This is a genomic window from Streptomyces sp. NPDC058284, from assembly GCF_042881135.1.
Lineage (GTDB): Bacteria > Actinomycetota > Actinomycetes > Streptomycetales > Streptomycetaceae > Streptomyces.
This window is the reverse complement of record NZ_JBHVYE010000004.1, coordinates 171,824-187,535: the sequence shown is the minus strand read 5'-3', so window position 1 is coordinate 187,535 and position 15,712 is coordinate 171,824. Positions and strand designations below refer to the sequence as shown.

The window sequence follows — 15,712 nt, the reverse complement described above, 5'->3', positions numbered from 1 at the left end:
CCAGCGGCAGCGCACACGGCGAGGTCAGGCCGCGAGTGTCTCCCAGAACATCTCCTCGTAGCGTCCCAGCAGCCGGCCGAAGCGCAGGTGCGCCGTCGTCACGCGGTTGCGGTCGAGGCCCGCCTGCACCGCGGCGAGCGCCTGCCGGTCCAGGTCGGGCGCCGGTTCCGCGAAGAGGTCGAAGAAGCCGCAGGCCTCGTCGGCGAAGCCGTAGCGCTCGCGCAGCGCGCGGGCGATGGTCTCGCAACTGCGGCCCCACACGGCGAAGTTCGCGGTGAGCGCGAGGACGACGTCGACCGGTTCGCCGTTCAGCGCGAGCCATGCCACATACGCCGGGTATGCCTGGCAACCCGCCCGGGGCGCGTACGTCGCCGCCTCGTCCGCGCCCACCGCGCAGGCGTCGAGCAACGGGGTGAGCCGTTCCGCCGCGAGGCTCTCACCGTCGGCGAGGGTGTCGAAGAAGGCGGCGGACTCCAGGTCCTTGGATTCGGCCGCGCGCCGGGACAGGTGCTGGAAGGAACGCCGGTCGGCGGGGATGACGTGCCGTTGCTCCAGCGCGAGGAGGGCCATCGTCCGCACCGGGGCCGAGCCCTCGGCGATGCGCGGGACCAGTGGGTTCGTGCCGGGGTCCGGGGCGAGCCGGTCGGCCGCGGACCGCAGGAGTTCATGTGCCGTCGGCGTCATCGCACGCACCTTCCGCTGGGCGGGAACTGGGCGGGAACCATTCGGCCGGGCTGCTAGTTTCTACTCTGCTGTAGAAACGGGCGGGGTCCGGACCTGCGCGCAGCGTACCGGTCCCCCGCCCGACACCCCTGACACATCGATACGTTTATGGAGTTCCCCATGGCTCTGTGGGACCGCGTCAAGGAATCCGCATCGACGATGCAGACCCAGCTGATGGCGAAGAAGAACGACCTCAAGAGCGGCGCCTTCCGCGACGCGAGCATGGCGATGTGCGCCCTGGTGGCCGCCGCCGACGGCACCGTGGACCCGTCCGAGCGCCAGCGCGTGGCCCAGCTCATCGGCACGAACGAGGTCCTGCAGAACTTCCCCGCGGACGATCTGCGCCGCCGCTTCGACGAGTACGTGGACAAGCTGACCGCCGATTTCGCCTTCGGCAAGGTGAGCGTCCTCCAGGAGGTGGCGAAGGCGAAGAAGAAGCCCGCGGAGGCCCGCGCGGTCATTCAGATCGGCATCGTCATCGGCGGCGCGGACGGCGACTTCGACAAGGACGAGCAGGGGGTCGTGCGGGAGGCGTGCTTCGCGCTCGACCTGCCGCCGCACGAGTTCGACCTGTAGGGCGCGCCCACCGGCCCCGCGGCCACCCGCTCAGAGCGGTGTGGCCGCGCGGAGGATGATGACCATCGTGACGGCGGCGTTCGCCGAGGACATCGCGGAGACGGCGGTGCCGAAGGCCGCCGACCACAGGGCGAGTCCGACCGCCGTGAACACGGACGGACGGGTCCGGGCCGCGGGCGCCGGGGCGAGGAGCGCCGCGACGCGCCGCGGGACGGGCCCGGGCGCCGCGAGTCCGGCGAGCGTCGGCGCGGGCACGCCCCGGGAGACCAGGGCCGCCTTGCCGATCGCGCGGGCGACGACCCGCCGGTCCCGCACCGCGCGGGCCGCCGACTCGTCCGCCCAGCGCTCCGCCGCGTACGCGACGGAGGTGCGCAGGGGCCGCAGGAAGGGATTGGCGCGGGCCGCCAACTGCGTGACGATCAGGTGCCGGTGGTGCCGGGCGGACAGATGGGCCCGCTCGTGGGCGAAGAGCGCGCGGCGCTCCGGGGCAGCGAGCCGGGCCAGCATGCCGGTGGTGACCACGACGCGGCCGCCGGTCCGCGAGGGCAGGGCGTAGGCGTACGGCGCCTCGTCGGCGAGGACCGCCACCGAGGTGCCCGGCAGCCCTTCGAGGGCGCGGCGCCCCCGCAGCCGTACGCGCGCGTGGCGCCAGAGCGTGTGCGCGCACGCCGCGCAGACCGCGAGCAGGGCGGGGATCGCGGCTCTCCCCGCGACCTCGTCGTAGGGGACGGCCGCGCGCACCTCGGGATCGGACCAGCCGTCGGGCAGCGGGTTGCCGGGCAGCTGGGCGGTGCCGACGACCATCAGGAGCGCCAGGCAGAGCGTGCTGCACAGGGCCATCACGCCGGCGACGGCGGTGAGCAGCCTGGTCGCGGTGCGCGGGTGGAGGTGCTGCTCGGCGAGGCGCGCGATCGGCCACGCGGTCAGCGGCAGCACGAGCGGCAGGAAGACGAAGACGCCCATCAGCGAAGAACCCCTATCGGGCGTCAGTCGTCGGCCTCTGCGCCCGCCTGCCCGAGCAGCTCACGCAGGAGCTGCTCGTCGTCGGGCGTGAGCGTGGTGACGAAGCTGGCCAGCACGGCCTCGCGGTCGCTCTCGCCGTCGAGCACCTTGCGCATCCGGAAGGCCGCGAGTCCGGCCTCGTCCGAAGCGGGCAGCCAGGCGAAGGACCGTCCCGCGCGCTCGCGGGTGACCACGTCCTTCGCGAGGAGGCGGGTGAGGATCGTCATGACGGTCGTGTACGCGAGGTCTCCGCCGATCCGCTGCTGCACCCAGGCGGCGCTGACGGGTCCGCGCGCGGCGTGCAGCGCGGCGAGCACCTGCGACTCCAGCTCGCCCTGTGCGCGCCGGCGCAGCCGCGGCGGCCGCTCGTCGCGCTCGTCGCGCTCGTCGTGGTGCGTCATGCCCGGAAATCCTCCAGCTCTGTGTGCTCCACGACGGGCGGGGAGCGCCTTATCGTAACGGGGCACCGCCGCACGGCCCACTTCTACATTCCTGTAGATTTCGGGGAGCCAGAACGCCAGTATCCAGAACTCGGACCTCAGGAGGACATCGTGGGAGTTTCCCTGGCCAAGGGCGGCAACGTCTCGCTCAGCAAGGAGGCCCCCGGCCTCACCGCCGTACTGGTCGGCCTGGGATGGGATGTGCGCACCACGACCGGCACCGACTACGACCTCGACGCCAGCGCGCTGCTCTGCGACGCCTCGGGCAAGGTCGTCTCCGACCAGCACTTCGTCTTCTACAACAACCTGACAAGCCCCGACGGCTCGGTCGAGCACACCGGTGACAACCTCACCGGTGAGGGCGAGGGCGACGACGAGGCCGTCAAGGTGAACCTCGCGCAGGTGCCCGCCGAGATCTCGAAGATCGTCTTCCCGGTCTCGATCCATGACGCCGAGAACCGCGGCCAGAGCTTCGGCCAGGTCCGCAACGCGTTCATCCGCGTGGTGAACCAGGCGGACGGCGCGGAGATCGCGCGCTACGACCTCTCCGAGGACGCCTCGACGGAGACCGCCATGGTCTTCGGCGAGCTCTACCGGCACGGGACGGAGTGGAAATTCCGCGCGGTCGGCCAGGGTTACGCCAGTGGGCTGCGCGGCATCGCGACGGACTTCGGCGTGAACGTCTGACGCGCGTGCGGCTCTGACGGCATCCGGCCGCGACCCCGAAGGAGGCAGGTCATGTACGGCGACCAGGAAACGGTGCGCAGGATCCTGACGGAGTTCGGCGCCACCTGGGCCGTGGTGGGCCTGTCGAACAACCGGGACCGGGCCGCCTACGGTGTCGCGGACGTCCTGCGGCGCTTCGGCAAGCGCGTCGTGCCGGTCCACCCCAAGGCCGAGACGGTCCACGGCGAACAGGGATATCCGTCCCTGTCCGCCGTGCCGTTTCCGGTCGATGTGGTGGACGTGTTCGTCAACAGCGCACTGGCGGGCCAGGTCGCCGACGAGGCGGTCGCCGCGGGCGCCCGTGCGGTGTGGTTCCAGCTCGGTGTGGTCGACGAGGCGGCGTACGACAGGACCCGGGCGGCCGGCCTGGACATGGTCATGGACCGCTGCCCCGCCATCGAGATCCCGCGGCTGGGTTAGAGCCTGTCCCGCGATCAGGAACCGCACGCTCACGTAACGTCGGAAGCGCATCCGTGAGTCCGCCACCGGCAGGAAACAATCCGTGCCGGTCCGTCGTTGGGAGAGGTATGCCTCTGACTGGTGAGTACGAGCCCGGTACGTGGGACTGGGCGAGCAAGCAGGTCGACGAGTACGAGCGCTCCGGCGGGACGCAGGGGACGACCATGCAGGGCAAGCCGGTCGTCCTGCTGACGTCGGTGGGCGCCAAGAGCGGCAAGCTCCGCAAGAACCCCCTGATGCGCGTCGAGCACGACGGGGAGTATGCCGTGGTGGCGTCGAAGGGCGGCGACCCCGCGAACCCGTCCTGGTACCACAACCTGGTGGCCCATCCGCATGTGGAGCTGCAGGACGGCCCGGTGAAGAAGGACTACCGCGCGCGGGTCGCCTCCGGCGAGGAGCGGGAGATCTGGTGGGAGCGTGCGGTCGCGGCGTGGCCGGAGTACGCCGAATACCAGAAGAAGACGTCCCGCGAGATCCCGCTCTTCGTCCTGACCCCAATCGAGTCCTGATTCGGGTCGCGTCCTGATTCGGGTCGCGTCCTGATTCGGGTCGCGTCCTGACTCCTGGGCCTATCGCTCCCGCTGCCGGGCGCGGTAGGCCCGCAGGTTGGCCGCGTTGCCGCAGGTCTTGACGTCGTGCCAGACGCCGCTGTTGTTGCGGGACCGGTCGAAGAAGGTGACGCGGCAGAGCGGGTTGCGGCAGGGCTTCAGGCGCCGCGCGGTGTCCGCCCGCTGCCCTTCGTACACCTCCGCGAGGAGCAGCGCGACAAGGTGGCGCAGGCCGCTGCCGCGGGGTTCGAGGCGTACGACACCGTCCTCGCAGAGTCGCAGCGCCGCCCCGGCGGAGTGCTCAGGGACCGGCTCCCGCGGCGGGTCTTTGGCCTCGCCCCGTGCCGCCCGTGAGGTGGCCCTCAACAGCCCCTCACGCACGGCGCGGAGTTCACGGAGCCCCTCGGCGTCCAGGGCCGTCTGCGGCGCCTGCCTTCCGGTGACGGCCGCCCACTCCGCCACTGCCTGGTCCACCCAGTTCCGCGCGTCCGCCTCGTCGTCGAGCAGGTCGGGGTGCGGGGGCGCCCCCGCGGAGACCGTGTTGAGCAGGTCCTGGACGAGTCCGAGGCCGCCGGGCGCGGACTCCAGGCGGTACCTCGCGGTCGCCGACCAGGTCATCGTGGATCACTCTCCGGAATACGTGCGGGCACCTCTCACTCTTTCACGCCGACGGACTCCCTCACCGCGGGGAGCCCCGGCTCACACCAGGGCGCTCAGCAGCGCGGCGTCGTAGGCAACCGCTTCGTCGAGACGGCCACCGAGGGCCTTCGCGGGCCATTCGGGGTCGGCGACCAGCGCACGGGCGACGGCGACGAGGTCGAACTCGTCCCGCTCCAGACGGTCGAGGAGCGGGGCGATGCCGGTGACCGCGGACCGCTGCGTACGCCCGGGGGCGCCCGCGAACTGCTGGTCGAGGCCGACCGAGCCGACGGTTACCGAGGGCTTGCCGGTGAGCCTCTTCGTCCAGCCCGCGAGGTTCAGGGCGCTGCCCTCGAACTCCGGGAGCCAATAGCGGCGAGTCGAGGCGTGGAAGGCGTCCACTCCCGCCGCGGCCAGCGGGGTGAGCAACTCCTCAAGCTCCCGCGGGTGTTCGGCGATCCGCGCGTCGTAATGGTCGGTCTTCCACTGCGAGAGACGGAACAGGACCGGGAAGCCGGGTGAGACCGCGGTCCGTACCGCGGCGACGATCTCGGCGGCGAACCGGGCGCGGGAGGCGGGGTCGCCGCCGTAGGCGTCGGTGCGGGTGTTGGTGCCGCGCCACAGGAAGTCGTCGATCAAGTAGCCGTGGGCGCCGTGCAGTTCGACGCCGTCGAAGCCGATGCGCTCGGCGTCGGCCGCCGCCTCGGCGAAGGCGCGGACGACCGCGTCGATGTCGTCCAGGGTCATGGCCCTGCCGTGCGCGCGCCCGTCGAGGTCGATGCCGGAAGGACCCTCCGCGGGAACGCCGCGCCGCGGGCCCGAGCCGGTCCGCAGGACCCCGGTGTGCCAGAGCTGCGGCATGATCCGGCCGCCCGCCCCATGCACCCGCTCGACCACCCGCGCCCAGCCGGCCAGCGCCCGCTCGCCGTGGAAGTGCGGCACGCGGTCGTACGCGGCGGCCGCGTCCCGCCGTACGTACGTCCCCTCCGTGACGATCAAGCCGGCGCCCCCGGCCGCGCGCCGCGCGTAGTACGCGGCGACGTCCTCGCCGGGCACGCCGTCCGGGGAGAAGCGCCGGGTCACGGCGGCCATCGCGATGCGGTTGCGCAGCGTCAGGGCGCCGAGGGTGAAGGGCCGGCCCAGCAGGCGTGCGGCGCGCGACGCCTCTTCGTCCGGGACGACGCTCCGGGCATCTTCGGAAGGGTGCCGCCCGGGCTCCACGGTCTCCACAGTCTCCACGGCAGGTTCCTCTGCTCTTGAGTACGAGAACTATGAAAGAAGCGTAACCCTTTTACCTATGTCGGCGAGAGTGAACCGGATCACTCGCGATCCAGCTCGCGCACGAGGTCGATCGCCCGGCCCAGCGTGGTGAGCCGCGCGTCGAGCGTGTCGCCCGCCGGATAGAAGCGCACCGTGTCCACACCGGCGGCGCGCCAGACCCGCAGCCGCTCGCGCACCATCTGCTCGGTGCCGATCAGCGTGGTCGCGAGGACCATCTCGTCGGTGACGAGGCGGGCTGCGCCGTCACGGTCGCCCGCCTGCCAGCGCTCACGGACCTCGGCAGCGACGTCGGCCCAGCCCTGCCTGCTGTAGGCGCTGTTGTAGAAGTTGGTCGTGGCGGAGCCCATCCCGCCGAGGCTGAAGGCGAGTTCCTTCTTCCGTCCGGCGACCATCGTGCGCAGGGCGTCCTCGTCGTCCGCGAACGCCACCTCGGCGCCCTGGCAGATGTCGAGGTCGGCCCGGGTGCGGCCGGACGCCGCGAGGCCCTCGTCCAGATGGTCGAAGTACGCCTCCTTGGCCCCTTCCGGCACGAAGCTGGTGCCGAGCCAGCCGTCCGCCACCTCTCCTGTCAGGCGGAGCATCTTCGGGGAGAGGGTCGCGAGGTAGATCGGCAGGTCGTGTTCGGCGCGCAGCGACAGGCGCATGGGCCGGGCTTCGCCGCCCGGCAGCGGCACGGTGAACTCCCGCCCCTCGTACGCGATCTTCTCCCCCGAAGCGGCCTGCCGGACGATCTCCACGGTCTCCCGCATCCGGGCCAGCGGGCGCGCGAACGGCACGCCGTGCAGTCCCTCGATGACCTGCGGCCCCGAGGGGCCGAGGCCCAGGAGGAAGCGGCCTTCGGAGAGCTGCGAGAGCGTGAGGGCCGCCCGGGCGATGGCGACGGGGCTGCGGGTGGCGAGCTGGATGATGCCGGAGCCCAGCAGCATCCGTTCGGTGCGGGCCGCGAGGTATCCGAGCGGGGACGGCGCCTCGGAGCCCCAGGCCTCCGCGACCCAGCAGATGTCCATGCCGAGCTTCTCGGCCTCGGTGACGAAGTCGACGGTCTCCCCCCAGTTCGCCCCGGACGCCTCGACCGTCGTCGACGTACGCATCACGCGCGCACCCCTTCCACGGTCGCGGCGCCCTCGGCCAGCGCCTTGACCGCGCCGACCGTGGCGGCCATGTTCCGCTCGAACTCCCGCAGCCGTACGAACACGATCTTCTGCTCCTTCTCCGGCATCCGCTCGATCGCGAGGGAGAGACCAGAGCGGCCGGGGCCGAGCCGCATCCACTGCGTCAGGAGCGTGCCGCCGTCCTCCAGGGCTTCCAGGCCGAACCGCCAGAGCGCGCTGGGCCGTTCGGCGTCGCCGACCGCCCAGGCGAACACCCGCGGCGCCTCGCACGCCACGACGTACGACGTGGTCTCCCACTCCCCCAGCGACTCGTGGCGGCTGCGCCCGGTGAACCGCGCACCGAGCGCGGGCCCCGTCGCCCCGTCCAGCCAGGCGACCGACCGCAACTCGCCGCTCAGCGCGGGCATCAGGCCGATGTCGGAGACCAGTTCCCACACCCGTTCCGGCGAAGCGGCGATCCGTTCGCGCACCTCCACCGTTGGCCCGTCCGCGTAACGCGCGCCTGTCCACTCCATGGTCGGCCGCCCTTCATGTTGGCTGTGACCACGAGAGTTGCGTAGATAGACTCACTCGTCAAGAGTCGACGTGTGCCGCTCATGCGGCGGGCCTTTTCGTACCGTCAGCGGTTGAACCGCGCCCGGACGTCCGGGCGCTCGGCGAGCCGGGGCGGGTAGCCGGGGCCGAGGCGGGGGCTCGTGTTCGCGGCCGTCATCGGTTCCTTGCAGTCGGCACACACGACCTCGGCGTGGCTGTCGTGGCCGCAGCGGTCGTGGTGGAAGACGACCGGGGCGCCCTCCTCGCCGCTCAGCCAGCGATCGCCCCAGCTGTTCATGGCGGCGAGGACCCCGAAGAAGTCGCGGCCCTTCTCCGTCAGGACGTAGTCGTGGCGCACCGGATCCTGCTGGTACGCCCGCTTCTCCAGGAGTCCCTCGTCGACGAGCCTGCGCAGCCGGTCGGTGAGGGTGTTCCTCGCGATACCGAGCTCCCGCTGGAAGGCGTCGAAGCGCTTGATGCCGTAGAACGCCTCGCGCAGGACGAGCGGTGTCCACCAGTCGCCGAGCAGGTCCATCGTGCGGGCGATGGAGCACGGCCAGTTCGCAAAGGAAGTCCGCCTCATGACGCAAGGATACGGAGTGACGGCGCCGGTTTTCGAGGGTCTCACCTTGAGACCCAGCAGGAAGGAGCGGAGCCACGGGCGCTCGTCCCGCAGGCCCCGCCCCGAGGCTGCGGGAACTCAGGCAACCGACGCCCTGAAAGGATCGGTGGGGGTGATCTCCGCCTCATCGAAGAGCTGCTCCAGCGCCTCATTCCCGTGACGCCTGCGGAACTCGATCTCGGCTGTCGTTACGGGCAGGGTCCACAGGATGCGGGCGCGGCCCCCGGGGACGGGACAGTGCTCGAGGTCTGGTCCGTGGAGATAGGGCAGGCTGATCAGCAGGTGATCGCAGGCCGACCCCGGCACCCACGGTTCACCGATCGGCATGCTGTGCTCCAGGTCGAGCTGATGTCCACCGCAGTGGTAGTAGGCGATCATCTTCATGAGCTCGATGAACCGCTGGTCGCGGACGTGGGCGGTCATGACGAACTCAAGGCCGTGACCGTCCTTCTTCATCGCGGCCCAGCACCCGGCGGTCACGTAGGCCCAGCTGTCGCCGCGTGGGCCGGGCGACACGACGAGAACTGCCAGACCCGGCGCCACCTCTCGCCGGTCCGGCCCGAGGTCGCAGTCGACGACCTCCACGGAGTGCCCTTCGAAGAACGCCCGAACATGTGACTCAACGGCCTCCGCGGCCAACCCTCTCGCATCACTCACCGCGCGATCATCCCACCGCGATCGACCGCTCCTGACACGCTGGTGGCAGCGTACGAGGCCCGCAATCCGCGACGGCTGCCGGTCCGAGGCCCGGACCGCGAGCAAGCTGTTCGAGGTGCAGGCCGCCTGCGCCGGTCCTCACTTCGCCCGGCCCGTCGCCGACCTGACCGCACCCACGCACACCCACAGCCAGACCGCCACCGCGACCCACAGGAGTACCCGGCCGAGCTCCCGCAGCCAGGGCACCTCGGCCGCGGCGCTCGTCGAGAGAGCGGCGACCGCCGTCATGCCCATCGGGAAGACCGTGGCCCAGCGCCGCACGTCGTAGCGCGGCCGGGGCCAGCGCGCCTCTGCGACGAGCAGGACCACGTACCAGGCGAGATCCAGGGCGAGCAGGATCAGCGTCACCGTGCGCAGCACGTCGTGCCAGGCGCCGGCGGACTGCGGCGCGGCGACGAGCTTCGCACCGGCGAGCGCGGAGATCGCGAGGGCGCCGCCCGCCACCCACTGGTCGCCCGCCCCTGTGCGGACGTTCGCGAGGTCGAACCGGGCGAGGGCCGCCACGTACAGCACGAGCCCCAGGCAGAGGAACACGAGCGCGACGGGGAAGAGCGGGCGTGCGGGCAGCACGGCGGCGAGGGTGGCGGACAGGACCGCGATCCCCTGAGTGGCGACGCCGACGAGGAAGACCGCGCCCGGCATGCGGTGCCCCCAGTGACGTACCACGGCGGGCAGCAGGACCAGCCAGAGGACGGCCGCGACCAGCAAAAAGGGCAGGGCGAGTGGCGCCGGGCCGAGGAGGGCCAGGCGGGTGCCGAGCACGCAGGTCGCCGCGACCGCGGTGAGCGCTGCTGGAGTGTCCGCCTCCGTCCGCCAGCGGGCACGCTGGTCCACCAGCCGGAGGGCGAAGTCCGCGGCGAGGCCGAGCCAGGCGACCGCGGCCAGTGCCAGCGCCGCGCGCGAGAGCGTCTCGTGTCCGAGGAGGTACAGGCCGACGGAGAGGATCCCGGTGGCCATCACCGCGGATCCGGCCGCCGGCGGCAGCGCCGTCCACCAGGCGGCGAAGCGCGCCTCGCGCGTCGTTGGCGTTCCGGGGCCCTGGGTCATGGCCCCAGCATCGGCGACCGGGCCCGGGCCCGCCGGTCGAGCGGTGCCGACCGCGTGCCGCGGGGGATGGTCCCGCCGTCCGCTCCGCCTCCGATTCCGTGGACGTGTGCCTGTTCGACCTGCGGGTACACGGCCGCGACGACGAGCTGAAGGAGCATTGTGGCTGCACATCGCAAGAACATCTTCGTGATCGGTCTGGACGACGCCAATCTGCCGGCCCTGGGCGAGATCCCCCGCGCCGAGGAGTACCGCTTCCACCAGCTGCTCACCGTCGAGGAGCTGCAGGGCGGTGAGGTCTCGGTACCGGCGCTCCTGGAGAAGGCGCAGGGGATCCTCGACGCCTTCGACGGCAGCATCGACGCGATCGTCGGCTACTGGGACTTCCCCGTCAGCACGCTGGTGGCGATCCTGGGCGACCGGTACGGCACGCACCACACCAGCCTGGAATCGGTCGTGAAGTGCGAGCACAAGTACTGGAGCAGGCTGGAGCAGCAGAAGGTCATCGACGAGCACCCGCGCTTCGGCCGGGTCGATCTCGACACGGACGATCCGCGTCCGCCGGAGGGCGTGCGCTTCCCGATGTGGCTCAAGCCCGCGCTGTCGTATTCCTCCGAGCTGGCCTACAGCGTCAAGAACCAGGAGGAGTTCCGCGAGGCCGTCGCCCGCATCAAGGAGGGGATCAGCCGGGTCGGCCGCCCCTTCGAGTACATCCTCAAGCAGGTGGACCTGCCTCCCGAGATGGAGGGCGTCGGCGGTGAGGTGTGTCTCGCGGAGGAGGCGCTCTCGGGCGTCCAGGTCGCCGTGGAGGGGTACGTCCACCGGGGCGAGGTCGTCGTCTACGGCGTCCTCGACTCCATCAACTACCCGGACTCCTCGTGCTTCCTGCGCCACCAGTACCCGTCGGCCCTGCCGGAGCCGGTGCAGCAGCGCCTTCGCGACGTGTCGAAGCGGGTGATACGGCAGATCGGTATGGACGCGGCGACGTTCAGCATCGAGTACTTCTACGATCCGAGCACCGACGCCGTGAATCTCCTGGAGATCAATCCCCGGCACTCGCAGGCGCACGCGGAGCTCTTCGCGTACGTCGACGGCGTCCCCAACCACCACTGCATGGTCAGCCTCGCCTTCGACGAGGACCCCGCGCTGCCCTACCGCGAAGGGCCGTACGAGGCGTCGGCCAAGTGGTACTACCGGTGGTTCGCCGACGGCGTGGCGCACAGCGTGCCCTCGCGCGAGGAGATCGACCGGATCGAGCGCGAGATCCCCGGGGTGCGCATCGAGGTAGGTGTCGAGGAGGGCCGGAAGCTGTCCGAAGCCACCCACCAGGACAGCTACAGCTTCGAGCTGGCGCACATCGACACCGGCGGCGACAGTGAAGAGGACCTGCGCCGCAAGTACGACCAGTGCGTGGCCGCGCTCGGACTCGACTTCGACGACACCGAGCCCGGCGGCCGCGACGTCACCAACGACTGACCGAAGGACGGAAACGGAACCCGCCTGCCCGGCGGGGAAGCAACCGAGAGGACGGCACCGCTCCATGCGCTACGTGGACCATCTCCCGTACGCGACGAAAGAAGAAGAACACGTCGTCATCCCCATGTCCGACGGTATCCGGCTCTCGGCCCGCATCTGGCGTCCCACGTCCTCGGACGACGACCCGGTGCCGGCCGTCCTGGAGTACATCCCGTACCGCAAACGCGATCTGAGTTCCGAGCGCGACTCGATGCACCACCCCTACATCGCGGGGCACGGGTACGCGTGCGTCCGCGTGGACCTGCGCGGGACCGGCGAGTCCGAGGGCGTGCTCACCGACGAGTACGTGGAGCAGGAGCAGACCGACGCCGAGGAAGTGCTCGCCTGGCTGGCGGAGCAGCCCTGGTGCGACGGCGCCACCGGCATGATGGGCATCTCCTGGGGCGCGTTCGCCGCCCTCCAGGTGGCGGCCCGCAGGCCGCCGAGCCTGCGCGCCGTGGTCATCTCCTCGTTCACCGACGACCGCTACGCCGACGACATGCACTACATGGGCGGCGCCATGCTGTCGGACAACCTCGCCGAGGCGGGCACCATGTTCGCCTACGCCACCTGTCCGCCGGATCCGACGGTGGTCGGCGACCGCTGGCGCGACATGTGGCAGGAGCGGCTCGACCACGCCAAGCCGTGGGTCCTGGAGTGGCTGCGCCACCAGCGCCGCGACGCGTACTGGCGGCACGCTTCGGTCTGCGAGAACTACCAGGACGTGCAGTGCCCCGTCCTCGCCTCCAGCGGCTGGGCGGACGGCTACTCCAACGCCGTGACCAGGCTGCTGGGCAACCTCGACGTGCCCCGCAAGGGTCTGATCGGCCCCTGGTCGCACAAGTACCCGCACCTGGGCGAGCCCGGCCCCGCCATCGGCTACCTCCAGGAAGTGGTGCGCTGGTGGGACCACTGGCTCAAGGGCGAGGAGAACGGCGTGATGGAGGGCCCGATGCTGCGGGCCTGGATGCAGGAGAGCGTGCCGCCCTCCACCGCGTACGAGGAGCGCCCCGGGCGCTGGGTCGGCGAGCCGGAGTGGCCCTCACCGCACATCGAGCAGGTCAGCCATCCGCTGGCGCCGCACCGCATCGTCATGGCGGGCGACGCGCCGCAGGGCGAGGCCATGACCGTGCAGTCCCCGCTGTCCGTCGGCCAGTTCGCCGGGAAGTGGGCGTCGTACAACGCGCCGCCCGACCTGCCCTACGACCAGCGCGAGGAGGACGGCGGGTCACTGGTCTTCGACTCGCCGGAGCTGACCGAGACCGTCGAGATCCTCGGCTCCCCCGCCGTGGAACTCGATCTGTCGGTCAGTGAGCCGGTGGCCACGGTCGCGGCCCGCATCTCCGACATCGCCCCCGACGGCAGCGCCACCCGCGTCACCTACGGCGTACTCAACCTGACCCGCAGGGACGGCACCGGCGAGCCCGAACCCCTCGAACCGGGCCGCCGCTACCGGGCGACCCTCCAGCTCAACGGCGTCGCCCAGTCGTTCCCGCCGGGCCACCGCATCCGGCTCTCCCTGTCCACCTCCTACTGGCCGCTGGCCTGGCCCCCGCCCCGGCCCGTGCTGCTCAGCGTGTACGAGGGGACCAGCGCGCTGCGGCTGCCGGTGCGCCCGGCCTCGGCGCCGGACGGCGTGCCGCAGCGGCCCTTCGACGAGCCCGAGGGCACCCGGCCGCTCGCCACCACCCGGATCACCCAGCCGGAGCAGAAGTGGGAGGTCAAGCGCGACCTCATCGGATACGACTGGGCGCTGGAGATCGTCAAGGACCGTGGCACCGTGCGCTACGAGGAGATCGGGCTCGACGTCGGCTGCCGGGCCTACGAGCGGTACACCGCGACCGGCGACGACTTCACCTCGGTGGGCGGTGAGACGGACTGGACGATGCGGTTCCAGCGCGGTGACTGGGAGGTGAGCGTGCGCACCCGCACGGTGCTGACGTGCGACGAGGACAACTTCTTCGTCGACGCGACACTCGACGGCTACGAGGGCGGGCGCCGGGTCTTCTCCCGTACGTGGAACGAGACCCTGCCGCGTGACTGGCTGTGACCCGCCCGCCCCCGTGCGGCGGCGCGGCGGCCGGGTTTGCCGCGCGCCCCGGGGGAGACTCGCCCCCACCGGATGCCAAGACCATGGAGACCGTCATGTCCACCGTCACGGAGCACGCATGAGCGCACAGAAGCCCGGACCGCTGCCGGGCCGCCCCGAGTCGTACTGGATGGAGACCGCCGCGGCGTCGGCCCACCCGCCCCTGACCGACGACATCGAGGTCGACGTCGCCGTGGTGGGCGGCGGCGTCGCGGGGCTCAGCACGGGGTGGGAGCTGGCCCGCGGCGGCCGGTCGGTCGCCGTCCTGGAGGCCGACCGGATCGCCGCCGGCGTCACCGGCCACACCACCGCCAAGGTGACCGCGCTGCACTCCCTCGTGTACGAGCGGCTGCGCCGCACCCGCGGCCCCGAGGGGGCCCGGCTCTACGCCGAGTCCCAGCAGCAGGCGGTGGAGCACGTGGCGGCGGTCTGCGCCGAGCTCGGCATCGACTGCGACCTGGAGCGCGCGCCCGCCTACACCTACACCGTCCGGGCCTCCGAGACCGGCCAGTTGCGGGCCGAGGCCGCCGCGGCCAGGGAGGCGGGCCTGCCCGCCGTGTACACGGAGGAGACCGGCCTGCCCTTCCCCGTGGCGGGCGCGGTGCGCGTGGAGGACCAGGCGCAGTTCCATCCCCGCGCCTACCTGCTCGCGCTCGCCGACGACCTCTGCGCACGCGGCGGCGTCATCCACGAGCGGACCCGGGTGACCGGCCTGCACGAGGGCTCACCCTGCACGGTGACCACCGAGTCAGGGCGCACGGTCACCGCACGGTCCGTCGTCGTCGCCACGCATTACCCGGTCTTCGACCGTGCCCTGCTGTTCGCCCGCCTCTCCCCCCGGCGTGAACTCGTCGTCGCCGCGCCCCTGGCCGCGGGCGGCGACCCGGGCGGCATGTACATCACGCAGGACGAGGGGAAGCGCTCGGTGCGTACCGCGCCCTACGGTGGCGACGGCGGGCGGCTCCTCATCGTCACGGGCGACAGCTTCACCCCGGGGACGGGCGACGCCGCCGCCGGTTTCACCGCCCTCGACGCCTGGATGCGTGAGCGCTTCGAGGTCGGGGAGACGGCCTACCGGTGGGCGGCGCAGGACAACGACGTCATCGACGGCGTGCCGATGATCGGCGCCTTCCACCCCGGCGCCCGGCACACCTATGTGGCGACCGGGTTCGGCGGCTGGGGCATGAGCGGCGGGGTGCTGGCCGGGCAGCTGCTCACCCGGCTGATCGGCGGGGAGACGTCCCCCTGGACGGAGCTGTACGACCCGCGCCGGCTGTGGAGCACCGTGCGGGAGGCCCCCGCGCTGCTCCGTCAGCAGGCCGACGTCGCGAAGCACTTCATCGGTGACCGGCTCCGCACCACCCATGTCGACTCCGTCGACGAGATCCCCACGGGGTCCGGTGCGGTGGTGCGCGTCGAGGGGCGCCGCTGCGCGGTGCACAGGGACGAGAGCGGCGCGCTGCATGCCGTCTCCGCACGCTGCACCCACTTGGGCTGCCTGGTCGCCTTCAACGAGGCGGAGACGACGTGGGAGTGCCCCTGCCACGGCTCCCGCTTCGCCACCGACGGCTCGGTTCTGCAGGGCCCGGCGACCCGTCCGCTGGAGCCCAGGGAGCTGCCCAGGTCATGAGGATCCTGCCGCGCGAAGTCTCCGGCACCGCGGCGGCGCGGCGCGAGCGGTGTGG

At 71.8% G+C, this 15,712-nt stretch carries 17 protein-coding genes; 7 read left to right on the top strand and 10 right to left on the bottom strand.

The features are described 5' to 3' along the window. Positions 1-24: 24 nt before the first annotated feature. Complete coding sequence (locus tag ACFVYR_RS08480) at positions 25-684, bottom strand: transcriptional regulator (protein ID WP_384252994.1); 660 nt, start codon at positions 682-684, stop codon at positions 25-27. A gap of 159 nt (positions 685-843) precedes the next feature. On the opposite strand from ACFVYR_RS08480, the gene ACFVYR_RS08475 reads away from it, so the two are divergent. Beyond that, positions 844-1,299, top strand: coding sequence for a tellurite resistance TerB family protein (locus ACFVYR_RS08475; protein WP_384252997.1), 456 nt, complete (start codon positions 844-846; stop codon positions 1,297-1,299). Between the two features lie 30 nt (positions 1,300-1,329). Here the strand turns inward: ACFVYR_RS08475 and ACFVYR_RS08470 are convergent, their stop codons facing one another. Both ACFVYR_RS08470 and ACFVYR_RS08465 read right to left on the bottom strand, forming a co-directional pair. Further along, positions 1,330-2,262, bottom strand: a complete 933-nt coding sequence (locus ACFVYR_RS08470) for a M56 family metallopeptidase (protein ID WP_389611500.1) — start codon at positions 2,260-2,262, stop codon at positions 1,330-1,332. 23 nt (positions 2,263-2,285) lie between these two features. Continuing rightward, positions 2,286-2,702 carry a BlaI/MecI/CopY family transcriptional regulator gene (locus tag ACFVYR_RS08465; RefSeq protein WP_384253031.1) on the bottom strand — a complete coding sequence of 139 codons (417 nt, stop codon included), beginning with the start codon at positions 2,700-2,702 and terminating at the stop codon, positions 2,286-2,288. A 150-nt stretch (positions 2,703-2,852) separates the two neighbouring features. On the opposite strand from ACFVYR_RS08465, the gene ACFVYR_RS08460 reads away from it, so the two are divergent. The 3 genes from ACFVYR_RS08460 (at position 2,853) to ACFVYR_RS08450 (ending at position 4,435) form a co-directional block, all read left to right on the top strand. Then, positions 2,853-3,428, top strand: a complete 576-nt coding sequence (locus tag ACFVYR_RS08460) for a TerD family protein (protein WP_384253034.1) — start codon at positions 2,853-2,855, stop codon at positions 3,426-3,428. Positions 3,429-3,479: 51 nt separating this feature from the next. Further along, complete coding sequence (locus ACFVYR_RS08455) at positions 3,480-3,887, top strand: CoA-binding protein (RefSeq protein WP_384253036.1); 408 nt, start codon at positions 3,480-3,482, stop codon at positions 3,885-3,887. A 107-nt stretch (positions 3,888-3,994) separates the two neighbouring features. Continuing rightward, complete coding sequence (locus ACFVYR_RS08450) at positions 3,995-4,435, top strand: nitroreductase family deazaflavin-dependent oxidoreductase (protein WP_384253038.1); 441 nt, start codon at positions 3,995-3,997, stop codon at positions 4,433-4,435. A 60-nt stretch (positions 4,436-4,495) separates the two neighbouring features. Here the strand turns inward: ACFVYR_RS08450 and ACFVYR_RS08445 are convergent, their stop codons facing one another. The 7 genes from ACFVYR_RS08445 to ACFVYR_RS08415 form a co-directional block, all read right to left on the bottom strand. Continuing rightward, positions 4,496-5,092: a CGNR zinc finger domain-containing protein gene (locus ACFVYR_RS08445; RefSeq protein ID WP_384253041.1), complete on the bottom strand. Its 597-nt coding sequence runs from the start codon at positions 5,090-5,092 to the stop codon at positions 4,496-4,498. Between the two features lie 81 nt (positions 5,093-5,173). Further along, positions 5,174-6,334, bottom strand: coding sequence for a 12-oxophytodienoate reductase (locus tag ACFVYR_RS08440; RefSeq protein WP_384253403.1), 1,161 nt, complete (start codon positions 6,332-6,334; stop codon positions 5,174-5,176). Between the two features lie 98 nt (positions 6,335-6,432). After that, positions 6,433-7,485 (bottom strand): LLM class flavin-dependent oxidoreductase, encoded by a 1,053-nt coding sequence (locus ACFVYR_RS08435; RefSeq protein ID WP_384253043.1) that lies wholly within the window; start codon positions 7,483-7,485, stop codon positions 6,433-6,435. Then, complete coding sequence (locus ACFVYR_RS08430) at positions 7,485-8,021, bottom strand: SRPBCC family protein (RefSeq protein ID WP_384253045.1); 537 nt, start codon at positions 8,019-8,021, stop codon at positions 7,485-7,487. The genes ACFVYR_RS08435 and ACFVYR_RS08430 overlap by 1 nt, the downstream gene beginning before the upstream one ends. 104 nt (positions 8,022-8,125) lie before the next feature. Next, a complete protein-coding gene (locus ACFVYR_RS08425; RefSeq protein ID WP_384253048.1) occupies positions 8,126-8,623 on the bottom strand; it encodes a winged helix-turn-helix transcriptional regulator in 498 nt (165 codons plus the stop codon). 117 nt (positions 8,624-8,740) lie between these two features. Continuing rightward, entirely contained in the window at positions 8,741-9,319 is a 579-nt protein-coding gene (locus ACFVYR_RS08420; protein ID WP_384253050.1) for a suppressor of fused domain protein, read from the bottom strand. 138 nt (positions 9,320-9,457) lie between these two features. Then, on the bottom strand, positions 9,458-10,426 hold the full coding sequence (locus ACFVYR_RS08415) for a tellurite resistance/C4-dicarboxylate transporter family protein (protein ID WP_384253052.1): 969 nt from the start codon (positions 10,424-10,426) through the stop codon (positions 9,458-9,460). 159 nt (positions 10,427-10,585) lie between these two features. Between ACFVYR_RS08415 and ACFVYR_RS08410 the strand changes: the two genes are divergently transcribed. From ACFVYR_RS08410 to ACFVYR_RS08400, 3 genes are all read left to right on the top strand, one after another. Next, the gene (locus ACFVYR_RS08410) at positions 10,586-11,899 is read left to right on the top strand and encodes an acetyl-CoA carboxylase biotin carboxylase subunit family protein (RefSeq protein WP_384253055.1); all 1,314 of its coding nucleotides are present in this window, start codon (positions 10,586-10,588) and stop codon (positions 11,897-11,899) included. A 64-nt stretch (positions 11,900-11,963) separates the two neighbouring features. Beyond that, positions 11,964-13,988 (top strand): CocE/NonD family hydrolase, encoded by a 2,025-nt coding sequence (locus ACFVYR_RS08405; RefSeq protein WP_384253057.1) that lies wholly within the window; start codon positions 11,964-11,966, stop codon positions 13,986-13,988. Between the two features lie 118 nt (positions 13,989-14,106). After that, positions 14,107-15,657 (top strand): FAD-dependent oxidoreductase, encoded by a 1,551-nt coding sequence (locus tag ACFVYR_RS08400; protein WP_384253060.1) that lies wholly within the window; start codon positions 14,107-14,109, stop codon positions 15,655-15,657. The last annotated feature ends 55 nt before the right edge of the window (positions 15,658-15,712 follow it).

Bases quoted from the DNA above. Each gene is read 5' to 3' on its own strand.
- ACFVYR_RS08480 (WP_384252994.1), bottom strand. From the start codon at position 684: ATGACGCCGACGGCACATGAACTCCTGCGGTCCGCGGCCGACCGGCTC.
- ACFVYR_RS08445 (WP_384253041.1), bottom strand. From the start codon at position 5,092: ATGACCTGGTCGGCGACCGCGAGGTACCGCCTGGAGTCCGCGCCCGGC.
- ACFVYR_RS08435 (WP_384253043.1), bottom strand. From the start codon at position 7,485: ATGCGTACGTCGACGACGGTCGAGGCGTCCGGGGCGAACTGGGGGGAG.
- ACFVYR_RS08455 (WP_384253036.1), top strand. From the start codon at position 3,480: ATGTACGGCGACCAGGAAACGGTGCGCAGGATCCTGACGGAGTTCGGC.
- ACFVYR_RS08475 (WP_384252997.1), top strand. From the start codon at position 844: ATGGCTCTGTGGGACCGCGTCAAGGAATCCGCATCGACGATGCAGACC.
- ACFVYR_RS08470 (WP_389611500.1), bottom strand. From the start codon at position 2,262: ATGGGCGTCTTCGTCTTCCTGCCGCTCGTGCTGCCGCTGACCGCGTGG.
- ACFVYR_RS08450 (WP_384253038.1), top strand. From the start codon at position 3,995: ATGCCTCTGACTGGTGAGTACGAGCCCGGTACGTGGGACTGGGCGAGC.
- ACFVYR_RS08405 (WP_384253057.1), top strand. From the start codon at position 11,964: ATGCGCTACGTGGACCATCTCCCGTACGCGACGAAAGAAGAAGAACAC.
- ACFVYR_RS08425 (WP_384253048.1), bottom strand. From the start codon at position 8,623: ATGAGGCGGACTTCCTTTGCGAACTGGCCGTGCTCCATCGCCCGCACG.
- ACFVYR_RS08465 (WP_384253031.1), bottom strand. From the start codon at position 2,702: ATGACGCACCACGACGAGCGCGACGAGCGCGACGAGCGGCCGCCGCGG.
- ACFVYR_RS08400 (WP_384253060.1), top strand. From the start codon at position 14,107: ATGAGCGCACAGAAGCCCGGACCGCTGCCGGGCCGCCCCGAGTCGTAC.
- ACFVYR_RS08430 (WP_384253045.1), bottom strand. From the start codon at position 8,021: ATGGAGTGGACAGGCGCGCGTTACGCGGACGGGCCAACGGTGGAGGTG.
- ACFVYR_RS08415 (WP_384253052.1), bottom strand. From the start codon at position 10,426: ATGACCCAGGGCCCCGGAACGCCAACGACGCGCGAGGCGCGCTTCGCC.